Source organism: Pseudomonas sp. MCal1 (assembly GCF_026341415.1).
GTDB lineage: Bacteria > Pseudomonadota > Gammaproteobacteria > Pseudomonadales > Pseudomonadaceae > Aquipseudomonas.
On the sequence record NZ_JAKUMP010000018.1, the window covers coordinates 49,622 to 68,788 of the forward strand.

The following is a 19,167-nucleotide window of genomic DNA, read 5'->3' on the forward strand; positions in this document are numbered from 1 at the left end:
CCGTTGCCGAGTGACGGCTGGATTGCAGTCATGACGTTCCTCTAGCCTTGGCCGCAATTCCAAGAACAAGAGGTACCCCGCGATGACTGCCCCTCTGAGTGCGATCAAAGTGATCGAAATCGGCACCCTGATTGCTGCGCCGTTTGCCGCGCGCATGCTCGCCGAATTCGGCGCCGAGGTGATCAAGATCGAAGCCATGGGTCAGGGCGACCCGCTGCGCAAATGGCGCAAGCTGCACGAAGGAACGTCGCTGTGGTGGTACCTGCAATCGCGCAACAAGAAATCCCTGGCGCTCAATCTGAAATCCGGCGAAGGCATCGAACTGGTCAAGCAACTGGCCCGTGATGCCGATGTGATCATCGAAAACCTGCGCCCCGGCGCCCTGGAAAAACTCGGTCTGGGTTGGGACGTGCTGCACGCGCTCAATCCCGACCTGACCCTGGTGCGCATTTCCGGCTACGGCCAGACCGGCCCTTACCGCGACCGCCCCGGCTTCGGTGCGATCGGCGAGGCCATGGGCGGCATTCGCTACACCACCGGTACCCCCGGTTCGCCACCGGCGCGAGTCGGTGTCAGCCTCGGCGATTCGCTGGCTTCGCTGCACGCGGTGATCGGCGCGCTGATGTCGCTGCTGCGGGTCAAGACCGGGCAGGGCGGCGGGCAGATTGTCGACGTGTCACTGGCCGAAAGCGTGTTCAACGTCATGGAAAGCCTGGTGCCGGAATACGACATGCTCGGCCATGTCCGCGAACGCAGCGGCGGCGCGTTGCCGGGCATCGCACCCTCCAACACCTACCTCACGGCCGATGGCGCCTACGTGGTGATCGCCGGTAACAGCGATCCGATCTACAAGCGCCTGATGCAGGTGATCGGTCGGGATGATCTGGCCGACGCCGAAGAGTTCGCCCACAACGACGGCCGCGCCGCGAAGAGCGGTCTGCTCGACGCCGCCATTACCCACTGGACCAGCAGCCTGCCGATCAATGATGTACTGGCGGCACTGGAAGCCGCCGAAGTGCCGGCCGGCCGCATCTACTCGGTGGCCGATATTGTTGCCGATCCGCACTATCAGGCCCGGGACATGTTGCTCGACGCCGAACTGCCCGGCGGGGCGAGCGTGAAGATGCCGGGCATCGTGCCCAAGCTTTCGGAAACCCCCGGCGGGGTGAACTGGTCGGGCCCCGGCCTTGGTCAGCACACCGACGGCATTCTCGCAGGCCTCGGTCTGACCGCCTCGGACATCGAACGCCTGAAAAGCCAGGGGGTGGTGCAATGATCAGCGATTACTCGCAGACCCTGATCGTCCAGGAAGTCTCGCCCCGGGACGGCCTGCAAATCGAACCGACCTGGGTCGAAACCGAAGACAAGATCGCCCTGATCGATCAGCTGTCACAGGCAGGATTCAGCCGCATCGAGGCCGGCTCGTTCGTCTCGCCGAAAGCGATCCCGGCCCTGCGTGATGGCGAGCAGGTGTTCAAGGGCATTGAGCGTCAGCCGGGGGTGATTTACGTCGCGCTGATTCCCAACCTCAAGGGCGCGCAACGGGCGCTGGAGTCCGGCGCCGATGAACTGAACCTGGTGATGTCCGCCAGCCAGACCCACAACCTGGCGAACATGCGCATGCGTTGCGAAGCTTCGCTGGCGGCGTTCGGCGAAATCGTGAGTTTCGCCAGCGGCTCGGGCGTGCGGCTCAACGGCAGTGTCGCGACGACCTTCGGTTGCCCGTTCGAAGGCGCGATCGACGAAGACCGTGTATTGCAAATTGTCGAGGCCTATCAGGCGCTCGGCATTCAGGGCATCACCCTGGCCGACACCACCGGCATGGCCAATCCGCGACAGGTCGATCGACTGGTGCGACGGGTATTGCAGCGCGTTTCGGCGGCGGACCTGACCCTGCATTTCCACAACACCCGAGGCCTGGGTCTGTGCAATGGACTGGCGGCTTACGAAGCAGGTGCCCGGCGTTTCGACGCGGCGTTGGGCGGGCTCGGCGGCTGTCCGTTTGCGCCGGGTGCATCGGGCAATATTTGCACCGAAGACCTGGTGAACCTCTGCGATGAAGTCGGCATTCCCACCGGCATCGATCTGCCGCTGCTGCTGAAACTGTCCCGTGGTTTGCCCGCGCTGCTGGGCCACGAAGTGCCGGGGCAACTGGCCAAGGCCGGACGCAATTGCGATCTGCACCCGATCCCCACCTGATTTCACACGCTCACCGACTCACCCGAACCAGACAACAACAACAATCGGACGCCCACCGGCAGTCCGCCTGGAGAAAAAACTATGAGCCTCAATGTTATGGAGGCGGGCGCGAGCCCGTCCGTCGATCACGACGCCGAAAAAGCCCTGGTCAGCAAAGTCGCCTGGCGCCTGATGCCGTTGATCATGGTCTGCTACCTGTTCGCCTTCTTCGACCGCATCAACATCAGCTTCGCCAAGTTTCAGTTGCAGGCCGACCTGAGCCTGAGTGACACCGCCTACGGTCTCGGTGCCGGTCTGTTCGTGGTCGGTTACGTGCTGTTCGAAGTGCCGAGCAACATGATGCTGTACAAGGTCGGCGCGCGGCGCTGGATCGCCCGGATCATGATGTCCTGGGGCGTGGCGACGGCGCTGATGGTTTTCGTCACCAGCGAATGGCAGTTCTACGTGCTGCGCTTTCTGATCGGGGCGATGGAGGCCGGTTTCGCCCCCGGCGTGCTGTATTACCTGACGCTGTGGTTCCCGCAGCACTTCCGTGGCCGCATCACTTCGATGCTGTTCCTGGCCTCGGCGTTTGCCGGACTGGTCGGCGCGCCGTTCTCCGGACTGGTGCTGGAACACCTCGACGGCGTGCTGCAAATGCGCGGCTGGCACTGGTTGTTCCTGCTCGGCGGCGTGCCGTGCGTCGGTCTGGGTTTTCTGGTGCTGACCTTGCTCAAGGACCGCATCGAGGACGCTCACTGGCTGACCCCGGATGAGAAAAAACTGTTGGCCAGCCGCATCGCCCATCACGAACCGCACAAGAGTGGCGGTTCGTTGCTGGCGGCGCTGAAGATTCCGGGTTTCCTGACCTTGGGGCTGATCTACTTCCTGATCCAGGTCGCGTCCTACGGCCTGAATTTCTGGGCTCCGCAACTGATCCGCAGTGCCGGCACCGAAAGCCCGGTGATGATCGGTCTGCTGACCTCGATTCCGTACGTTTGCGGTGCGATCAGCATGGTGGTGATCGGTCGTCTGTCAGATGCCACGGGGGAGCGGCGCAAGTTTGTCGCGGGGCTGGTGGTTGTCGGCGCCATCGGCTTCTTCAGTGCGGGGATTTTCGCCAGCCACACCACGTTCCTGATCGTCGCCCTTGGATTGCTGGGCGCCGGGATCATCGCGTCGATTCCGAGTTTCTGGACCCTGCCACCGAAGTTGCTGGCCGGCGCTGGAGCCGGTGCGGCGGGCGGGATTGCGGTGATCAACACCCTGGGGCAGTTCGGCGGCATCGTCAGCCCGGTAATGGTCGGCCGGATCAGGGATCTGACCGGCAGCACCACACCGGCGTTGTATGTCATCGGCGTGGCGGCGCTGATCGCGGCGGCGTTGCTGTTGTGGGGCTTGCCGCAGAAGCTGCGCACGCTGGACAAGTACTGAGATCACGGGCTGGTCGTTCTTGTAACGCGAACGATCAGCTCGCCGCTGACAGGGACCTGGCAGCCGAGTCACCAAACTGAATCAGCACCACTCCAGCCATCAACAACACCGCGCCGAACAGGCGCGGCAAGGTCAGATGTTTCTCCACCAATCCGAACAGGCCAAAGTGATCCAGCACGATTGACGTGATCATTTGCCCGGCCAGGGCCAGCGCCAGAAATCCCGACGCCCCCAACTTTGGCAGCAACACCACCGCCAATGCGACAAAGCACACCCCGAACGCGCCACCGGTCCACATCCAAAACGGCAGCTTGCTGGCGAGGGCCAGCGACGGCAACGGCAGGCGCAGCGCGACAATCACCGGCAACAACACCAGCACGCTCACCACAAGCGAGGTGAGCGTTGCCCACAGCGGATGCCCCAACCCCCGCGCCAGATTGATGTTGATCGCACTCTGAAACGGCACCACCGCACCGGCGAATACCGCCAATAACAGCAATCCGACCCACTGCATCGTCCCCATGACCGTTCTCCTGCAAGGTTTTGCTGGACTCTAGGGTATTCGTCGCGCAGATTTAAATTCTGTTTTGGTATCCGGAACATGCATCGAATGAATGATCTGCGCCGCATCGATCTCAACCTGCTGGTGATTCTGGACGCGTTGCTGAGCGAGCAGCATGTGACCCGCGCTGCCGAGCGTCTGCACCTGAGTCAACCGGCGGTCAGCCACGCGTTGGCGCGCTTGCGCGACTTGCTCGGTGATCCATTGCTGGTGCGTGCCGGTTCGGGGCTGGTGCCCACTGCGCGAGCGCTGGAGCTGGCGGCACCGCTGGCAGAAACCCTGGCTCAGGTGCAATCGCTGCTGGCGCCGAATACCTTTGATCCGGCCAGCGCCCGTCGGACCTTTCGCCTTGCGATGTCGGACTACGGCGCGGCGATCATCCTGCCCGGACTGATTCGCACCTTGCGCGCGGAAGCGCCGGGCATCGATCTGCAAATCCGTCACGCCAGCCGCGAAGGCATGGTCGAAGGTCTGCTCAACGGCGACATAGATCTCGCTGCCGGTGTACTCCCTGAGTTGCCCGGTGAACTGCGTAGCACGCCGTTGTTCGAGGAACGCTACGTCTGCCTTCTGGATCGCCATAGCCTTCCCGCCGGAGGTGTTCTCGACCTGCCAACCTATCTCTCCCGTCCCCATGTCCTGCTGGAAATGCGCGGCAGCGGCACCCCGGAAATCGAACGCACCCTGACCGCCCTGCGCGAACGCCGCCGCGTCGCCATCAGCCTGCCGCACTGGAGCGTCGCGCCGCAGTTCATCAGCGGCACGGACCTGATCCTGACCGTGGCCTCGCGGGCGTTGAATGAGGTGCATGACGACTCACTGATCGTCGTGCCGCCACCGTTTGAAATCGCGCCGTTCACGTTTGTCTCGGCGTGGCACAAACGGCGCGGCGGGGATCAGGCGTTGAACTGGTTGAATCGGCGGATTGAGCAGGGGATAGTGCGCGGCTGAAAAATATCAAGGAGCGGGGCGTGACAGTGAAGTCTGGGGTAACGGTGGGGCTGGCGCTGTGTGGGGCGTTGATCGCGGGGCAGGTGTTAGCTGAGTGTGTGCCTGCGCCGGTGACGGGCGCGCGGGATTTTTCAGTGTGTAGGGCGTGGCCCGCTTATCCCGGCTTGACCCTGAATGCGGTTTCGAAATTTGCACCCGATCCGGTGTATGGCAAGGACAATGACGTCGGCAGTTATGACCTTGGGTTGTCGGTAACTACAGATGAATTCAAAACGATTGCCACCTATCACTTGCCCTCTGCATTCATGTCCGATGCGATCGCATTGGAAAGCGTGGAGTTCGATACGGCGCGTTACAAGCTCACTCCCGAGCTTCGGGCTTTTGGCGTTCGTGTGAGATTCAAGGGCTCTTCCCGCGTCAATCCCATGGATCAAGTCCTGTTGTCGCTCTATGTGAAGGAGGGCGACAAGTTGCGTCCGGTGCTGGATCGACTGGTGATGTATGACTACGGTGGCGAGTGGGATGGTGGTTGTGCGGGGGAGCGTTATTACACGGATCGTACTATCGAAATCGGTAAAACCAGTTCGCACGGTTACGCCGACCTGATTGTTAAATCAGTCACTACCGGCCTTGTAGGCGAAGGGCCACCGGACACTTGTGCGTTGAAGACTACGGCCGATAAACCCGTATTGACCACACTTCGGTATGACGGCAAGTCTTACGTCTTGCCTAAAGGTTTCAAAGCCATCGAGTGATACAGAGCCAACGCGACTTATTTCAAGGAAGAACAATGCTCAGCCCAACCCGACTTTTCATCGCCCTAGGCTTTCTGGCCGTTACCACTCAGGCACACGCTGCCTGTCAGGTAAAAAAACTCGACGGCCACTCCCTGTCACGCTGCAAAGTGTGGCCGGCCTTCCCCGACAAGGCGATTTCGGCGAAGTCCACGTTCGTGCCCGATTCCGAAGGTGACCAGGATGGAGTGTTCGACCTGGAACTGTCGCTGCTCAACGCTTCCGACGCCAAACCGCTGGCGACTTATACCAAGCCCGGCGCCTACAACTCTGATGCTACCCGGTTCGATGATCTGAAGATCGATACCGCCCGTTACCGTCTCGCATCGGAGGTTCGCGCGTTCGGTCTGCGCTCGGATTTCTCTGTCCATCTCTCCAGAGCCAATCCCTATGCGAGGACAGACTTGGCGCTGTACGTCCGCGAAGGCGCCAAGCTACGACCTGTACTGGAAGGTCTGGTCATTCGCAAGGAGTTCGGCGAGGGTACGGGGGAGTGCGAAACCAGGGACACGAAAATCCTCAGGACCTTGGAAATCGGCCCATCCAGCCATAATGGCCTCGCTGACCTGATCGTTTCCTCAAGTGGTGTGGTGTACACCTCGACCCAGTCAGGCAAAGAGTGCGTTTCCAAAACCACCGACCTGAAGAAAACCCAAATCACCCTGACCTACGACGGCAAGCAATACACCATTCCCGAAGACCTCAGAGGTTACTGACCGATGCTCACCGGCCTCAACCACCTGACCCTCGCCGTCAGCGACCTGGACCGCAGCCTCGCGTTCTACCGCGATGTGCTGAAGCTGCACGTCGAGGCCATCTGGGACGGCGGTGCCTACCTGTCGCTCCCGGGCCTGTGGTTGTGCCTGTCGCTTGATCCGAAGCGCCATCCCGAGCCCGCCGCCGACTACACCCACTACGCCTTCAGCATTGGCGCTGCGGACTTTGCGCTGTTCGTGCAGCAGCTGCGTGCCGCCAACGTGCAGGAATGGCGCGACAACCGCAGTGAAGGCGCGTCGTTCTACTTCCTCGACCCGGACGGGCACAAGCTCGAAGCCCACGTCGGTGATCTCGCTTCGCGGTTGGCCGCGTGTCGGCAAAAGCCCTACGCGGGCATGCGTTTTTTCAACGAGCCGTGAATATCCACAAACCGCTGGGATAGACTGGCGGCCACGTTTTCCGGGACTTGCAGGTTTTCCATGACTCCATCGTTGCTAATGGCCGTGCTGGCCTCGGGTTTCATCTACGGCATCACGCCGGGGCCGGGTGTGCTGGCGGTGTTCGGCATCGGCGCCGCACGTGGGCGGCGGGCCGGGGCGGGGTTCTTGTGCGGGCATCTGCTGGGCGATGTGATCTGGTGCAGCACCGCGTTGATCGCGATTGTCGGCGCCCGGGAAATCGGCAGCACCGCGTTCGATGTGCTCGGCGTACTCAGCGGCCTGTACCTGTTCTGGCTCGGCTGGCGCGCGGTGCGGACCAAGCGCAGCAACGGCGAACAGCCGCAGGGTGCGGCGCGTCAGCCGTTCTGGCACGGCATCCTGTTCGGGCTGACCAACCCCAAGGCCTACCCGGTGGCGGTGGCGACGTTCACTGCGTTGCTGTCGAGCCGCGCCGAACTGCTTAACTGGTCGATGCTGCCGATGCTGATCGCCTTGAGTTTCCTCGGCGGATTGCTCGCCTACGCTATCCTCATTGGCATCGTCGGGGCGCGGCAGGTGCGTACGCTGTATCAGCGCCACGAACTGGCGATCACCCGGTTGTGCGGGATCATGTTCATCGGTTTTGCCATCAACGCGCTGGTGCATGCGCTGCCGGGGTTGATGCCGAACAAGGCTTGAAAACAGTCGCAGGGATGCGAGGTCGAGGTCATGGATGGTTGAACAGTGCTGCATTGCCCGGACACCTACGCTGAACCATGGAAAGCCGAAATTCCGCGCCGCTGGCGAGTTACATCGATCTGTTGCTGGACGCCGTTTGCGCGGTCGACAAGCAAGGTCGTTTCGTATTTGTCAGTGCGGCCTGCGAGCGGATTCTCGGTTACACGCCTGACGAACTGATCGGCCAGGCGATGATCGACTACGTCTACCCGGCGGATCGTGAGCGCACCCTGGCCGCCGCCAGCGACATCATGGGCGGCGAACCCAAGCTCAATTTCGAAAACCGCTATGTACGCAAGGACGGCAGCGTCGTGCACATTCTGTGGTCGGCGCGCTGGTCGGAAGTCGATCAACTGCGCATCGCCGTGGCCCGTGACATTACCGAACGCAAACTGGCCGAATCCCGACAGGCGGCGCTGTACGCGATCTCCGAAGCGGCCCATGCGGCGGAGGATCTGCTGGCGCTGTTCAAGCGCATCCATATGATTATTGGCGAGTGGCTGCCGGCGCTGAATTTCTCCGTGGCGCTGTACGACGAACATTGCGCGCAGTTGAACTTTCCCTATCACGTCGACGATAACGAGTTGCAACCGGAGCAACCCGGCACCGTCACCGGGCGCCTGTGTACGGAAGTGATTCGCAGCGGCCAGCCGATCCTCCTGACCCCGGATTGCCCACACGCGCCGCCGGAGTTCGCAGCGCTGGTAACCGGTCAGCAATCACCGTGCTGGCTCGGCGTGCCGCTGAGTTCGAAAGACCGCACCATCGGCGCGCTGATCGTCAAAAGCCTGCCCGGCGGCGAGCGCTACACCGAGCGCGACAAGGAATTGCTGCAATACGTCTGCGCCCAGGTCGCCACCGCCATCGAACGCCAGCGACTGCACGCCCGTCTGCGGCGCATGGCGCAATACGATCAACTGACCCAATTGCCCAACCGCGAACTGCTGCGCGACCGCCTCAAGGCAGCGCTGAGCCGTGCGCGGGAACAGTCCGGGCACATGGCGCTGCTGTATGTCGATCTGGATCGCTTCAAACAGGTCAACGACACCTTTGGTCATGGGGTCGGTGACATGCTGCTGCAGACGGTGGCCAACCGGCTCAAGGGCTGTGTGCGCGAAACCGACACCGTGGCGCGGATCGGCGGCGACGAATTCGTGGTGCTGTTGCACAGCGTCCACGCCGCCGACGATGCCGACAGCGTGGCGGAAAAAATCCGACAGGTACTGGTGCAACCCATGCGCCTGGACGGACACAACCTGCACATCGAACCGAGCATTGGCGTGGCCCGTTACCCCGAGCATGGCGACGAGGAACAGCAACTGTTCCGCCACGCCGACCAAGCCATGTACAGCGCCAAGCGCCAGAATCATCGGCGGCTGGACAGCTGATTGGCGGTTCACCGTTCGTCGCGGCAACCGCAACTTTTCTAAACCTTTGGCGGCGAGGAAATTCTCAATCTAGGCGGGCACCTGCTCGCTTACGATCAATGCCAAGAGGTAGAGAATCATGCCTAACTCAAGAAACTCGAACTCGGGAAACTTCGCCAACGATCGAACGAAGGCGTCTGAAGCCGGTCGCAAAGGTGGGAAAACTACCACTACGACTGTCGACAAAGAGCCTAAAACCGACATGGGCCGCAAGCCTGCTCAGAAATCGAAGTAGTCGGCGAAGGTTGTTTTGATTGAGAGGCGGGGGCGCAAGCTCCCGCTTGAATCTGCAAAGAAGGAGGGCGCGACCATGAGCCGGATGGCCACCCGAGTACGCCGCATCAGTTTTGTCAGCCTGTTGGGGTTGTTTGCCAGCAGTGCGTTTGCCCAGTCGCCAGCCGACTTCATCAACGAAGCCTCGGCCAAAGGCATGGCCGACATCGAGGCCAGTCGTCTGGCGCACAGCAAGGCGGAGTCCAAAGAAGTCAAGGATTACACCATCGTCGTCATCAACGACCGCACCACCGCCAACCAGCATCTGGCGAAAATTGCCAGGAAACTGGATCTTCCGGTCGCGCCCCGCGAAGAAGTCGCCGACAAGGCCAAGGCGTTGATGCCGGAGGTCAAAGAGGGCGCGAGCTTCGATCAGGCGTACGCCGCCAGCCAGGTCAAGGCCACTGAAGAAGCCATCGAGCAGATCCAGCAGGAAGCCCAGACCACCGACGTGCCGGAGATCAAGGCGTTTGCCGACGAGACTCTGCCGAAATTGCAGAGTCATCTGGAAATGGCCAAGGCCCTGGCCAGTCGCTAACGCCGAGGTAAAGAAAACGGCGCTCATGGCGCCGTTTTTGTTGTCTTCAACAGTCGTTCAGATTCTGTTTCGGCTTGCTCTTTTCCCCCAGGCCTTCCAGGTCAAACACCTCGTTTTCACCCATTGCCCGGTAATGCCGGCGCAGCGCTTCCAGCTGCTTGAGATCCAGCGACTCCAGCCCGAGCATCGCGTTCTGCGCTTCCTTGGTTACCCGCAGCAACTCATCGAGTTTCAAATGAATGATGTCGGTGTCGCGGTTCTGAGTGTTCTGGATCAGGAACACCATCAGGAACGTGATGATCGTGGTCGAGGTATTGATGATCAGTTGCCAGGTGTCGTTGTAATCGAAAATCGGCCCGCTCAACCCCCAAAGCCCGATCAGAATCAAAGCCCCCATGAACGTCTTGGGGCTACCGGCCCAGAGCGCCAGCGTTTGTGAAACCTTTGCGAATTTCATGACCGTGTTCCTTGTTGGGGGGCTTGAAATTCAGACATCGGGGGCCGTGTGAAAATTCTACTTACAGTTTTCTGAATCCCTGTGCGCATGGTGAAGACAGCGCTCCCGGCGATATCGGACGTACGTAGGGGAAGGCAGATAAACACGATCGCTGTATCGTGACGGCAGCCGCTTTTGCACGTTTCGCCAAAACGTCCACGACAGGAGAACGCAATGACCTGGTCCGCCAAGCAATACGTCACTTTCGAAGATGAACGCACCCGCCCGGCCCGCGATTTGCTGGCGGCGATTCCGACGCCCGATGCACGTTCCGTGGTTGATATCGGTTGTGGTCCCGGTAACTCGACCGAGCTTTTGGTGGAGCGTTTTCCGGGGGCGAAAGTGCGGGGGCTCGACAGTTCGCCGGACATGATCGATGCCGCGCGCAAGCGTCTGCCGCAGTTGCAGTTCGAGGTGGCGGACATTGATCAATGGGCGGATGCAGGGCCGTTCGATGTGATTTTTGCCAACGCCGTTTTGCAGTGGGTGCCGGATCACGCGACCTTGTTGCCGGCGCTGGCGGGCAAGTTGGCGCAGGGTGGCAGTCTGGCGATTCAGATGCCGGACAACCTCAACGAGCCGTCCCATCGGTTGATGCGTGAAGTGGCGGCCAACGGGCCGTGGGCCGACAAACTGGCGGGCGCGGCGGGGCAGCGGACCGAGATGGCGGATGCCAGTTCTTATTTTTCGATGCTGCGTCCGCATTGCGCACGGGTCGATGTGTGGCGCACCACGTATCACCATCAGTTGGCGGGCGGGGCTTCGGGCGTTGTCGAGTGGTTCAAGGGCAGCGGTCTGATTCCGTTCCTCAGCCCGCTGGCGGAAGCGGAACGGGCGGAGTATCTGGCGCACTATCTGGCGGAGGTCGCGAAGGCGTATCCGGCACTGGCGGATGGTTCGGTGCTGTTGCCGTTTCCACGGTTGTTCATTGTCGCCACACGTTGATACGAAAAAGGGCCGATTTGATCGGCCCTTTCTTTGGCGGTCAGCGCTGTACGGCGACCAGCATCATCATCGGCCGCTCACGCTCTTCAGCGAGCGCTGGTTGCGCGGCGACTTCGGCATCGCTCGGGCCCCATTCGTTGACGTGTTGAATCTTGAACCCGGCGTCGATCAACGCGTTGAGTAGCGTGCCGACCGTACGATGCTGCTTGATTACGCCGTCGGCCAGCCAGTTGGTCACCCGCTCGCCTTCCATCTGATAACTGTCCAGCGGCCAGCGCTTGTTGCCTTCGCTGTCGACCAGCCAGCCCGGATTGCGCGGCGCCATGAAGATCGGATGCTCAATGGAAAACACAAAGTGCGCACCGGGTTTAAGCGCCGCGTGCAGTTTGGCGAACAGCCCCGAGAGATCCTTGATGTAGTGCAGGGCCAGTGAGCTGTAGGCCAGATCGTAAGTGCATGCAGGCAAGTCGAGATGTTCCAGGTCGGCACGTTCGTAGCGGATGTTCGCGGCCGAGGTGGTTTCCTTCGCTCGTGCGAGCATTTTCTCCGAGACATCCAGCCCCAGCACCTCGGCTGCGCCGTGTTCGCTGGCCCAGCGACAGAACCAGCCATAGCCGCAGCCCAGATCCACCACCTGCAAACCGTGCAGGGAGGGCAACAAAGCTTTCAGCGCCGGCCATTCCGGCGCGGCATCGAGGCCGCCGATGGAGCGGTTCATCTGGCTGTAGCCCTGGAAAAATTCGGGGTCGTCGTAGATGTTTTGGGTCATGGGTTTGCTGCTCTTTTGAATTTGATTTGGGTGGCTCGGAGGCCACGGATTTGAATCCCTCGAAACGTGAAGGCGCGTATTCGTCGATGGCCGCGCAGGGGGAGGGTGGTGGGCGATGGGGAAATGCTAGCGGGTCGTGGCGAGCGTGAGAACCGGGGGAATGTTGGGGATCTGTAAACGTGGTTTTTCGATTCGGGATGTTTAAAGAGTGGGTTCCGTTCACTGAACCTTCCCACAAGGTTTTCAGGTTGTCCGTCGGAAGTGCGGGCTCTAGCCTGTGAGGATCGCTGATGAATCGGCGATCGGGATTGGAACCCCGAGTAGAGTTGACGACGCACAAGCGTTGTTCATGACGTATGCTGCGCACCTTGAATGTGTGCACTCAGTTATGGCGGCTGTGCGCGGGAGACCTTTGTGTCTGTCGGGTTGTCTCTCCCCGGGTTCCAACCCGCGTACAGCTGCCTCCTCTCGCGTGGAACCGAGTGGATCAGCTCAAACCTATACTTTGAGAGATGAAATCATGTTCAAGCCAACACCTAATCCCCCTGAAGTCGAAACCGACCCGACGTCCCCGTATGTCTCTATCGACTGCAGAAAACTCAACGACGCCGCCAACCGCGCCCTCGACCACTACCTCAGTCCAGGCGCCCATGTCATGGGCACGACCAACCAACCCGACCCGATGTACTTCGCCAACCCGGCCTACGACACCGAATCCCTGCTGGCCAACGCCAGCGAGTCCCTGGGCTCGGCCTCCGAGATGCTCAACAACTTCGCCGCCACCCTCGACCCCGCCCACCGCAGAACCGCGATAGGCATTGCGCAACTGGTGATGCTGGGGGAATTGGCGGTGAATCAGGCGCTGGATCATGTTGAGGTGAAGGACTGATTTGCAGATGTTTTGGCAGGTATAAAAAAACCGGTCATCGCGACCGGTTTTTTCATTTTTGGCGCTTTGGCAGAGCAATCTCAGCGAAGCCGCTCGACGTTTTCATCGATTCGTTTCTGGATAGTCTGCAACGTGTCCTGAGTGATGATGCCGGGGTACATCTTTTCTGCCATCGTCGCGAACTGATCAGCCACCTCGCAGAATCGGGCGATGATGCCGTCGGCCGTTTCAGCCGATACTTCCGCTTCCTCTGCAAGGTCGAGCATGGCTTTTCGTCCGATCTCCAATGCTTCGCCCATGACGTCCATCTGGTGGTATCCGCCGGGACCCTCACAGAAGGTCACATCGTAGGCGGGCGCCAGCGTCCATTGGCCCGATTTAGACATGATGTAGGCGAAGTTCTTGGGGTGGTCATCGCGGTTGTTGAACGCGACGTTGAAGACTACACGCTCAAACGCGAGCGCTTTCTCTCGTACGTCATTGGTGCAGAGATGGGTCGCACGCAAGAAGTTGACGTAGTCCAGCGCACCGGCATTCTGGAAGTCGGCGGCAGTGAAGGCCGCGAGACTTTGCATCGGCACGCGTAAGTTGTCTTCGCGATCAAAGCGTTTGGTAGCAAACGCTGCCAGCCCGTTTGGCAGGCTGAAGTACTGAGTGTCAGGTGTGTTTATTCCACACATCCGCAAGCATTCGGCGTAGACCATTTCGATGGCACATACCTCGGGGTGCTCCTGCCGGGCGGGAAACTTGACCAGCCAGGCCTCGAAGCCTGATCTGGCTATGGTGGTAAAGATGCCTGTTCGCGGATCGCGATAGACCAAGGCTTTGGGTCTGGCACCCTGCGGAGATCCACCCACCAGCAACAGCTGTTGCAAGAACTCGCCACCCTCACCCTTGAGGACTTCCTGCACCTCGGCAGCCAGCAGATCAATGGAGACCTCAACTTGCGGCTCCAGCGCCTCGGGTGCTACCGGCTCGAATGACATTGCGCCCATGGCATTGTTGCCGATGTAAGCGAGGCGCTCGAGTGGGCCGATACGTGCGGAATTAAGGCCGCGCCGCTTGAACAATCGATCCATCAGCAGCATGCCCCAGCCATCCGGCAGCGCATCGTAGACCGGTCCAGGCAAACCCAATTGATGGAGCGGAAAGTCCCGCCGTAACTTGGGGCCTTCCAATGGAAGTCTGTACGCCGACAATTCCAGACCTCTGTTCTTTGCCTCGTCGCTGTACTCGAACACGATCAGTGGGCGACCGGTGATAGCCGTCGTGGAAACGAGCGTGCCCCACCGCCAGTGTTCACCCCAGCCATCGTAGTAGACGTCCACTTGTTCAAGCATTTCCTGATTTCCTTTTTATGCGCTGACGCCTGGAGCTGTCTTCGTAACGAAGGATGTCGTCCAGGCTGTCCAGTTTTGGCAAGAACAGGTCTTCGATTTCCTGGACGCGCCCCACAACCATGGCCACTCGAACTACGGTTTCGAAACTGACATTGCGCCCGGCTTCAAGGTTGGCCACCGTATTGGTGCCGACACCTGCGCGAGCAGCCACATCGGCTTGCGTCATCTGCAGGGCTATCCGCTCTGTGCGCAGGCGTTGGCAGAGCCGTTTGACGATCTCGCTTGGTTTGCTGAGGCTTAATTCCAGCATGGTGTGCCTTATGTCGCATAAAGGTCGGTTAATACCCAAAATTATAGAGTTAACCTTCATTGCGTCAAATCAGTTAACTCCATTTTGATGTGGGTTATATGCGATTAATGCCGATAAAACACAATAATTCAGAATTAAATTGTCGGTGTTAAAACCGCTTTAGCTTGGCTTTACGTTGAGACTCCATCGAAACCCTTCGCATACCCTTGATCGCCTCTGTCCTAGAAGCAGCCGGGGAAGCATGCGGATCTCTCCCTTGAAGCCGAACGCTTCGATAACGAGCGCTCACGACATGAGTGACTGACTGTCAGGAGCGTAAGCGCAGATGGGGGGAATTCAATCAACGTGTTGTTTCTGAATGGTTCAAAGCTGGCTTGCTCGCTACTAAATCCCGGACACAAAAAAACCGGCCATCAAGGCCGGTTTTTTCTGTTTGCGCATCCTTCGTCAAACCACGACGCAGGACATGAATTCGGTTGGAGCGGGTGAAGGGAATCGAACCCTCGTTATCAGCTTGGGAAGCTGGAGTAATGCCATTATACGACACCCGCTCAGAGCGGCTGACTTTGTACCAGACTCGGCCACGGATTTGAAGTTTTCTTTGCACGCGAACTACGGAAAGTCCTGAAACAGAGCCGAAATCGGTCAATCGCGGGCAAGCGCTGCGGGCTGGACGACGGCTGAATCTCAGCTCTGCAGGCTTGCTCGCGAGGACGCTGTTTCAAATGGCCAATGCATGGTGATCCTGGACTAACTGGTAACGCGTTCGGCTGGCCTGTTGCGCCGGTTTCAGGAAACCGAGCAGGGCGTTCTGGCTGTCCCGGCAGGCGGACTTGTGTTCCATGTCGAGGAAGTGTCCGGTGGCCTGCAGGGTGGTGAAGGTGCTTTGTGCGACATGGTTGCCGAACAGGCGCGCGTCTTCGGCGGCGGTGTATTCGTCCCATTCGCCGTTCATGAACAGCACCGGCACGTTGATTTTCTTCGCCGCGTTCAGATAGCACTGACGGTCGCTGTGCAGCACGTCGTTGATGTGGAAATGCATCTGCCCGTATTCGTGCTCGGCCAGGCTGCTGACGTGGCGATAGTTGAAGCGCTTGAACAGCGACGGCAGGTGTTTGCCGATGGTGTTATTGACCAGGTGCCCGACCCGGTCGCCGTCACGTTGGCCGAGGCATTCGACGCCGCGTTCCAGGTAGTCAAGCATGTGCGCGTTGATCACCGGGGAGAACGAGCTGATCACGGCTTTTTCGATTCGCCGAGGCTGATGGGCGAGGGCGACCATGGTCGCGGCGCCACCCCAGGAGAACGACAAAACGTGTTCAGCGGCGAAGTGATCGATCAGCTCCAGCAGGATCAGACCTTCGACTTCTTTCGTCAGATGTTTCTCGTGGCGATTGTGGACTTTCGACTTGCCCGCGTAGGGCTGGTCGTAGCAGACCACATTGAATTGCGGGTGCAGGTTTTTCACGGTTTGTGCAAACGACGCAGTCGTGGCCATCGAGCCGTTGACCAGGATGATGGTCTTTTCTGCGGCGTCTGCGCGATAGAACTCCGTGTAAACCCGATACTGACCCTGTATATCCAGCACAGCGATTTCTGGCCTCATGTCATAAGACTCCTGGCAAGCAAGCGGGTATGCGCGCAAATAGAGATTGCACGAGCTTTGTGACAGGTAGGCATACGCCTGGAATTTTGGAGCCCATGTCGATCCGGAACGGCAGGTCGACGGGTATTGTTATTGGCGGGCAGTCTGTCGGCTGAGGCGCAGCCCTGATGGGCTGTCTACCGACAAAAAGTTTCTTGGATGTTATGTGTGACTCATCGGTCACAATTTGGCCGACGTCCTGATTCAAGCAGGGGGATCCGGATCGCGCAAGTGCCGTTGGTAAATTGTTCGACAACTTCTGCTGAGCGGTCGGCCGCTTGGAACAAATGAATCTCTTCGGTGCGCAAGGCCCGGTATTCGCCCGGTTTTAGCGCGTTATCCAGGTTCAGCAGGCCCATGGATTCGCGGTGCAGCCGCAGCACTTTGTTGTTGAAGTGACCGAACATGCGCTTCACCTGATGGTAGCGACCCTCGACGATGCTCAGCCGCGCCGTTCGCGGGCCGAGCACTTGCAGTTGCGCCGGTTGGGTGGTCAGGTCTTCGAAGGCGAAATAGATCCCCTCGGCGAACTTGATCGCATATTCCGGGCCGATCTCCTGCTCGGTCTCGACGTAATAGACCTTCGGCAGCTTGGTCTGCGGTTGGGTCAGGCGCCGCGACCAGGTGCCATCGTTGGTGATCAGCATCAGCCCGGTGGTGTTGAAGTCCAGACGCCCGGCGATGTGCAGGTCGTCCTTGTCCGGCTCATGGATCAGGTCGAGCACGGTCGGGTGCTCGGGATCGCGGGTGGCGCTGACGCAGCCCTGCGGTTTGTGCAGCATGAAATAGCGTGCCGGTTTGCCGCTTTGCAGCACTTCGTCGTCGACTTCGACACGGCTGAATTCCAGGACTTCGCTGTGGGGATCGCTGACGATTTTTCCGTCAATGCGCACGCGCTTTTCCACCAGCAACAGGCGAACCTGCTTGCGGTTGTAGCGGGGCAGGTTACTGAGGAAACGGTCGACACGCATGATCAGGAATCGGCAGGCAGCGGGGCGCGCATCTTACGGGATCGACGGCTTGGCCGCTTGCAGTTGCGCTTCGACCTGGGCGCAACGCGGGCACAGGCAGGATTGGTCGCGCAGTTGCGGCGGCAGGGCTTCGAGCACTGCCGGATCGATGGTGACGCCGTAGCACCAGCAGGCGCGGTCGGCGGTGCGCGGGTCGGCCAGGGTGCAGTCGTTGCGGGCGCCACAGGCCGGGCAGAGGTCAGGTTTGTTCATGGGCTTCAGGCATAGGTCGAGTGAGGCATTTCCACGCAGGTGCGATTGCGGCCAGTCTGTTTGGCCCGATACATCGCATGATCGGCCCGGGACAGCAGGCTGTGCAAGGTGTCATCCCGTTGCAGGGTGGTGGCGCCGATGCTGACCGTCAGATTCAGCGTGTGGCCGTTGTAGGCATATTCATGCTGTTCGACGTGCTGGCGGATCTTCTCGGCAATCTTCTGACCGGTCTCGCCGTCGGTGTCCTTCAGCAGCACGATAAATTCCTCACCACCCCAACGGCAGACGATGTCGGAATGGCGCAGGCAGCTTTGCAGGTCCCGGGCAAAGCCGATCAAAACCTGATCGCCGGCCATGTGTCCGAAGGTGTCGTTCAACTCCTTGAAGTGGTCCAGATCCAGAAGCAACGCTGTCAGTGGTTTTGGCTCGCGGCGGGCTTCCTGCAGGGCTTGCGCGGCGAGCAGGTCGAAGCCGCGGCGGTTGGGCAGTTCGGTGAGGCTGTCGAGGGTGGCCTGGGCGTGGATCTTGTCCTGGTAGCGTTTGATCAAGCGGTTGACCAGCCACAGCACGATCAACGTCACCAGCAGGCAGATCAGCAGATTGATATACAGCGACTGGCGGATTTCGCTCAGCGCGCCGTCTTCACGTTTGTCGACGAACAGGTACCAGTTCAACTCGGGAATGAACCGCACGTTGAGGAAATGTCCCTGGCCGTGGGCGGAATATTCGTAGCTGCCGCTGTGGGGTTTGGGCAACTGGCTGACCAGGCTTTTCATGCTGTCGAGATCGTTGAGGCTTTTCCCGACCCGCGCACCTTCCGGGCCGCCCTCGGCGCCGGTCAAGACCAGTCGGCCGAAGGTGTCGACGAAGTAAACGCTGCGTTGATAACGCTGCTGGTACTTGTCGATCAGCTTGATCACCGCATCCACCGTCAGCCCTACGCCGGCGGCGCCGATGAAGCGATCGTTGTAGTCGTAGACCTTGTAGTTGATGAAGAAGGTCATGTTGTCTTTGTTGGCCAGGTCCGGGTCGACATTGATCTCGTAAGGATCCTTCATGTCGCGCACGCGGAAGTACCAGGTGTCACGCGGCTCGTCGATTTTCACCTGCTTGAGCACGCCCTTGGCGTGGTAGTAGGTGTGGGTGCTGTTGGAGACGAAGAACGCGGTGTAGGCGCCGTAGTGGGTCATGACCTCGTCGAGGTAACGGGTCATCTGGTCGCTGTCTTTTTCGCCGTTCACCACCCAGTCGCGCATGAAGGTGTCGCGCGACATCATCGAGGAAATCAGGATTGGTCTGACGAGGTCTTTCTGGATTTCCGAGTACACCGTGTCGGAGGTCAGCGGCAGTTCGGTGTTGACGATGTTGTCGCGGATCGAGGCCCGCGAGGCGTAGTAGCTGAGCAGCGAGGTGGCGAGGAAACCTGCGCCGAGGAAGGCGACCAGAGTCAATACCAGCGAACGTTGGGAGTAAAACGCAGATCTGAGCGGCATTGGCAATTCCGTTGACAGTGACCCGA

Annotated in this window: 21 protein-coding genes, 1 tRNA gene and 1 pseudogene; 13 read left to right on the forward strand and 10 right to left on the reverse strand. The window is 59.9% G+C overall.

Features of this window, described 5'->3' with window-relative positions:
- Positions 1 to 82 precede the first annotated feature (82 nt).
- The 3 genes from MKZ87_RS25810 to MKZ87_RS25820 all read left to right on the forward strand — a co-directional run bounded on the left by MKZ87_RS25810 (position 83) and on the right by MKZ87_RS25820 (position 3,612).
- Entirely contained in the window at positions 83 to 1,276 is a 1,194-nt protein-coding gene (locus MKZ87_RS25810) for a CaiB/BaiF CoA transferase family protein (protein WP_085700556.1), read from the forward strand.
- The gene (locus tag MKZ87_RS25815; protein ID WP_266202135.1) at positions 1,273 to 2,199 is read left to right on the forward strand and encodes a hydroxymethylglutaryl-CoA lyase; all 927 of its coding nucleotides are present in this window, start codon (positions 1,273 to 1,275) and stop codon (positions 2,197 to 2,199) included. Before MKZ87_RS25810 ends, MKZ87_RS25815 begins: the two co-directional genes overlap by 4 nt.
- A gap of 81 nt (positions 2,200 to 2,280) precedes the next feature.
- Positions 2,281 to 3,612 (forward strand): MFS transporter, encoded by a 1,332-nt coding sequence (locus tag MKZ87_RS25820; protein WP_085700558.1) that lies wholly within the window; start codon positions 2,281 to 2,283, stop codon positions 3,610 to 3,612.
- A gap of 34 nt (positions 3,613 to 3,646) precedes the next feature.
- Here the strand turns inward: MKZ87_RS25820 and MKZ87_RS25825 are convergent, their stop codons facing one another.
- On the reverse strand, positions 3,647 to 4,135 hold the full coding sequence (locus MKZ87_RS25825; protein ID WP_085700559.1) for a DMT family transporter: 489 nt from the start codon (positions 4,133 to 4,135) through the stop codon (positions 3,647 to 3,649).
- 78 nt (positions 4,136 to 4,213) lie between these two features.
- Between MKZ87_RS25825 and MKZ87_RS25830 the strand changes: the two genes are divergently transcribed.
- The 8 genes from MKZ87_RS25830 to MKZ87_RS25865 all read left to right on the forward strand — a co-directional run bounded on the left by MKZ87_RS25830 (position 4,214) and on the right by MKZ87_RS25865 (position 10,031).
- Positions 4,214 to 5,125, forward strand: a complete 912-nt coding sequence (locus MKZ87_RS25830) for a LysR family transcriptional regulator (protein WP_234204648.1) — start codon at positions 4,214 to 4,216, stop codon at positions 5,123 to 5,125.
- Positions 5,126 to 5,145: 20 nt separating this feature from the next.
- Positions 5,146 to 5,880 carry a hypothetical protein gene (locus MKZ87_RS25835; RefSeq protein WP_085703838.1) on the forward strand — a complete coding sequence of 245 codons (735 nt, stop codon included), beginning with the start codon at positions 5,146 to 5,148 and terminating at the stop codon, positions 5,878 to 5,880.
- Positions 5,881 to 5,915: 35 nt separating this feature from the next.
- Positions 5,916 to 6,635, forward strand: a complete 720-nt coding sequence (locus MKZ87_RS25840; RefSeq protein WP_266202136.1) for a hypothetical protein — start codon at positions 5,916 to 5,918, stop codon at positions 6,633 to 6,635.
- Between the two features lie 3 nt (positions 6,636 to 6,638).
- A complete protein-coding gene (fos, locus tag MKZ87_RS25845) occupies positions 6,639 to 7,055 on the forward strand; it encodes a fosfomycin resistance glutathione transferase (protein WP_085700563.1) in 417 nt (138 codons plus the stop codon).
- Between the two features lie 60 nt (positions 7,056 to 7,115).
- On the forward strand, positions 7,116 to 7,754 hold the full coding sequence (locus MKZ87_RS25850) for a LysE family translocator (protein WP_266202137.1): 639 nt from the start codon (positions 7,116 to 7,118) through the stop codon (positions 7,752 to 7,754).
- A 77-nt stretch (positions 7,755 to 7,831) separates the two neighbouring features.
- A complete protein-coding gene (locus MKZ87_RS25855) occupies positions 7,832 to 9,181 on the forward strand; it encodes a bifunctional diguanylate cyclase/phosphodiesterase (RefSeq protein WP_266202138.1) in 1,350 nt (449 codons plus the stop codon).
- A gap of 118 nt (positions 9,182 to 9,299) precedes the next feature.
- Entirely contained in the window at positions 9,300 to 9,455 is a 156-nt protein-coding gene (locus tag MKZ87_RS25860; RefSeq protein WP_077045875.1) for a KGG domain-containing protein, read from the forward strand.
- A gap of 75 nt (positions 9,456 to 9,530) precedes the next feature.
- On the forward strand, positions 9,531 to 10,031 hold the full coding sequence (locus MKZ87_RS25865; RefSeq protein WP_085700566.1) for a DUF4142 domain-containing protein: 501 nt from the start codon (positions 9,531 to 9,533) through the stop codon (positions 10,029 to 10,031).
- Positions 10,032 to 10,077: 46 nt separating this feature from the next.
- Here the strand turns inward: MKZ87_RS25865 and MKZ87_RS25870 are convergent, their stop codons facing one another.
- Positions 10,078 to 10,488 carry a low affinity iron permease family protein gene (locus MKZ87_RS25870; RefSeq protein ID WP_266202139.1) on the reverse strand — a complete coding sequence of 137 codons (411 nt, stop codon included), beginning with the start codon at positions 10,486 to 10,488 and terminating at the stop codon, positions 10,078 to 10,080.
- Between the two features lie 213 nt (positions 10,489 to 10,701).
- On the opposite strand from MKZ87_RS25870, the gene tam reads away from it, so the two are divergent.
- Positions 10,702 to 11,472, forward strand: a complete 771-nt coding sequence (gene tam / locus MKZ87_RS25875) for a trans-aconitate 2-methyltransferase (RefSeq protein WP_266202140.1) — start codon at positions 10,702 to 10,704, stop codon at positions 11,470 to 11,472.
- A 40-nt stretch (positions 11,473 to 11,512) separates the two neighbouring features.
- Here the strand turns inward: tam and MKZ87_RS25880 are convergent, their stop codons facing one another.
- Positions 11,513 to 12,241, reverse strand: coding sequence for a class I SAM-dependent methyltransferase (locus MKZ87_RS25880; protein ID WP_266202141.1), 729 nt, complete (start codon positions 12,239 to 12,241; stop codon positions 11,513 to 11,515).
- Between the two features lie 520 nt (positions 12,242 to 12,761).
- Here MKZ87_RS25880 and MKZ87_RS25885 point away from each other — a divergent pair.
- On the forward strand, positions 12,762 to 13,130 hold the full coding sequence (locus tag MKZ87_RS25885; RefSeq protein ID WP_085700570.1) for a DUF6124 family protein: 369 nt from the start codon (positions 12,762 to 12,764) through the stop codon (positions 13,128 to 13,130).
- An 80-nt stretch (positions 13,131 to 13,210) separates the two neighbouring features.
- On the opposite strand, the gene MKZ87_RS25890 is transcribed toward MKZ87_RS25885, so the two are convergent.
- From MKZ87_RS25890 to MKZ87_RS25920, 7 genes and pseudogenes are all read right to left on the reverse strand, one after another.
- Entirely contained in the window at positions 13,211 to 14,470 is a 1,260-nt protein-coding gene (locus tag MKZ87_RS25890) for a type II toxin-antitoxin system HipA family toxin (protein ID WP_266202142.1), read from the reverse strand.
- Complete coding sequence (locus MKZ87_RS25895; protein ID WP_064384151.1) at positions 14,463 to 14,780, reverse strand: helix-turn-helix transcriptional regulator; 318 nt, start codon at positions 14,778 to 14,780, stop codon at positions 14,463 to 14,465. Before MKZ87_RS25895 ends, MKZ87_RS25890 begins: the two co-directional genes overlap by 8 nt.
- Positions 14,781 to 15,257: 477 nt before the next feature.
- Positions 15,258 to 15,331, reverse strand: a tRNA-Gly gene (locus MKZ87_RS25900).
- A 170-nt stretch (positions 15,332 to 15,501) separates the two neighbouring features.
- A complete protein-coding gene (locus tag MKZ87_RS25905; protein WP_085700572.1) occupies positions 15,502 to 16,386 on the reverse strand; it encodes an alpha/beta fold hydrolase in 885 nt (294 codons plus the stop codon).
- 323 nt (positions 16,387 to 16,709) lie between these two features.
- Positions 16,710 to 17,396: pseudogene (locus MKZ87_RS25910) on the reverse strand (pseudouridine synthase); the annotation flags it as partial.
- 33 nt (positions 17,397 to 17,429) lie between these two features.
- The gene (locus MKZ87_RS25915) at positions 17,430 to 17,648 is read right to left on the reverse strand and encodes a cysteine-rich CWC family protein (protein WP_085700573.1); all 219 of its coding nucleotides are present in this window, start codon (positions 17,646 to 17,648) and stop codon (positions 17,430 to 17,432) included.
- A 5-nt stretch (positions 17,649 to 17,653) separates the two neighbouring features.
- On the reverse strand, positions 17,654 to 19,141 hold the full coding sequence (locus MKZ87_RS25920; RefSeq protein WP_085703833.1) for a sensor domain-containing diguanylate cyclase: 1,488 nt from the start codon (positions 19,139 to 19,141) through the stop codon (positions 17,654 to 17,656).
- Between the last annotated feature and the right edge of the window lie 26 nt (positions 19,142 to 19,167).

Bases quoted from the DNA above. Each gene is read 5' to 3' on its own strand.
- MKZ87_RS25810 (WP_085700556.1), top strand. From the start codon at position 83: ATGACTGCCCCTCTGAGTGCGATCAAAGTGATCGAAATCGGCACCCTG.
- MKZ87_RS25815 (WP_266202135.1), top strand. From the start codon at position 1,273: ATGATCAGCGATTACTCGCAGACCCTGATCGTCCAGGAAGTCTCGCCC.
- MKZ87_RS25820 (WP_085700558.1), top strand. From the start codon at position 2,281: ATGAGCCTCAATGTTATGGAGGCGGGCGCGAGCCCGTCCGTCGATCAC.
- MKZ87_RS25825 (WP_085700559.1), bottom strand. From the start codon at position 4,135: ATGGGGACGATGCAGTGGGTCGGATTGCTGTTATTGGCGGTATTCGCC.
- MKZ87_RS25830 (WP_234204648.1), top strand. From the start codon at position 4,214: ATGCATCGAATGAATGATCTGCGCCGCATCGATCTCAACCTGCTGGTG.
- MKZ87_RS25840 (WP_266202136.1), top strand. From the start codon at position 5,916: ATGCTCAGCCCAACCCGACTTTTCATCGCCCTAGGCTTTCTGGCCGTT.
- fos (WP_085700563.1), top strand. From the start codon at position 6,639: ATGCTCACCGGCCTCAACCACCTGACCCTCGCCGTCAGCGACCTGGAC.
- MKZ87_RS25850 (WP_266202137.1), top strand. From the start codon at position 7,116: ATGACTCCATCGTTGCTAATGGCCGTGCTGGCCTCGGGTTTCATCTAC.
- MKZ87_RS25855 (WP_266202138.1), top strand. From the start codon at position 7,832: ATGGAAAGCCGAAATTCCGCGCCGCTGGCGAGTTACATCGATCTGTTG.
- MKZ87_RS25860 (WP_077045875.1), top strand. From the start codon at position 9,300: ATGCCTAACTCAAGAAACTCGAACTCGGGAAACTTCGCCAACGATCGA.
- MKZ87_RS25865 (WP_085700566.1), top strand. From the start codon at position 9,531: ATGAGCCGGATGGCCACCCGAGTACGCCGCATCAGTTTTGTCAGCCTG.
- MKZ87_RS25870 (WP_266202139.1), bottom strand. From the start codon at position 10,488: ATGAAATTCGCAAAGGTTTCACAAACGCTGGCGCTCTGGGCCGGTAGC.
- tam (WP_266202140.1), top strand. From the start codon at position 10,702: ATGACCTGGTCCGCCAAGCAATACGTCACTTTCGAAGATGAACGCACC.
- MKZ87_RS25880 (WP_266202141.1), bottom strand. From the start codon at position 12,241: ATGACCCAAAACATCTACGACGACCCCGAATTTTTCCAGGGCTACAGC.
- MKZ87_RS25885 (WP_085700570.1), top strand. From the start codon at position 12,762: ATGTTCAAGCCAACACCTAATCCCCCTGAAGTCGAAACCGACCCGACG.
- MKZ87_RS25890 (WP_266202142.1), bottom strand. From the start codon at position 14,470: ATGCTTGAACAAGTGGACGTCTACTACGATGGCTGGGGTGAACACTGG.
- MKZ87_RS25895 (WP_064384151.1), bottom strand. From the start codon at position 14,780: ATGCTGGAATTAAGCCTCAGCAAACCAAGCGAGATCGTCAAACGGCTC.
- MKZ87_RS25905 (WP_085700572.1), bottom strand. From the start codon at position 16,386: ATGAGGCCAGAAATCGCTGTGCTGGATATACAGGGTCAGTATCGGGTT.
- MKZ87_RS25915 (WP_085700573.1), bottom strand. From the start codon at position 17,648: ATGAACAAACCTGACCTCTGCCCGGCCTGTGGCGCCCGCAACGACTGC.
- MKZ87_RS25920 (WP_085703833.1), bottom strand. From the start codon at position 19,141: ATGCCGCTCAGATCTGCGTTTTACTCCCAACGTTCGCTGGTATTGACT.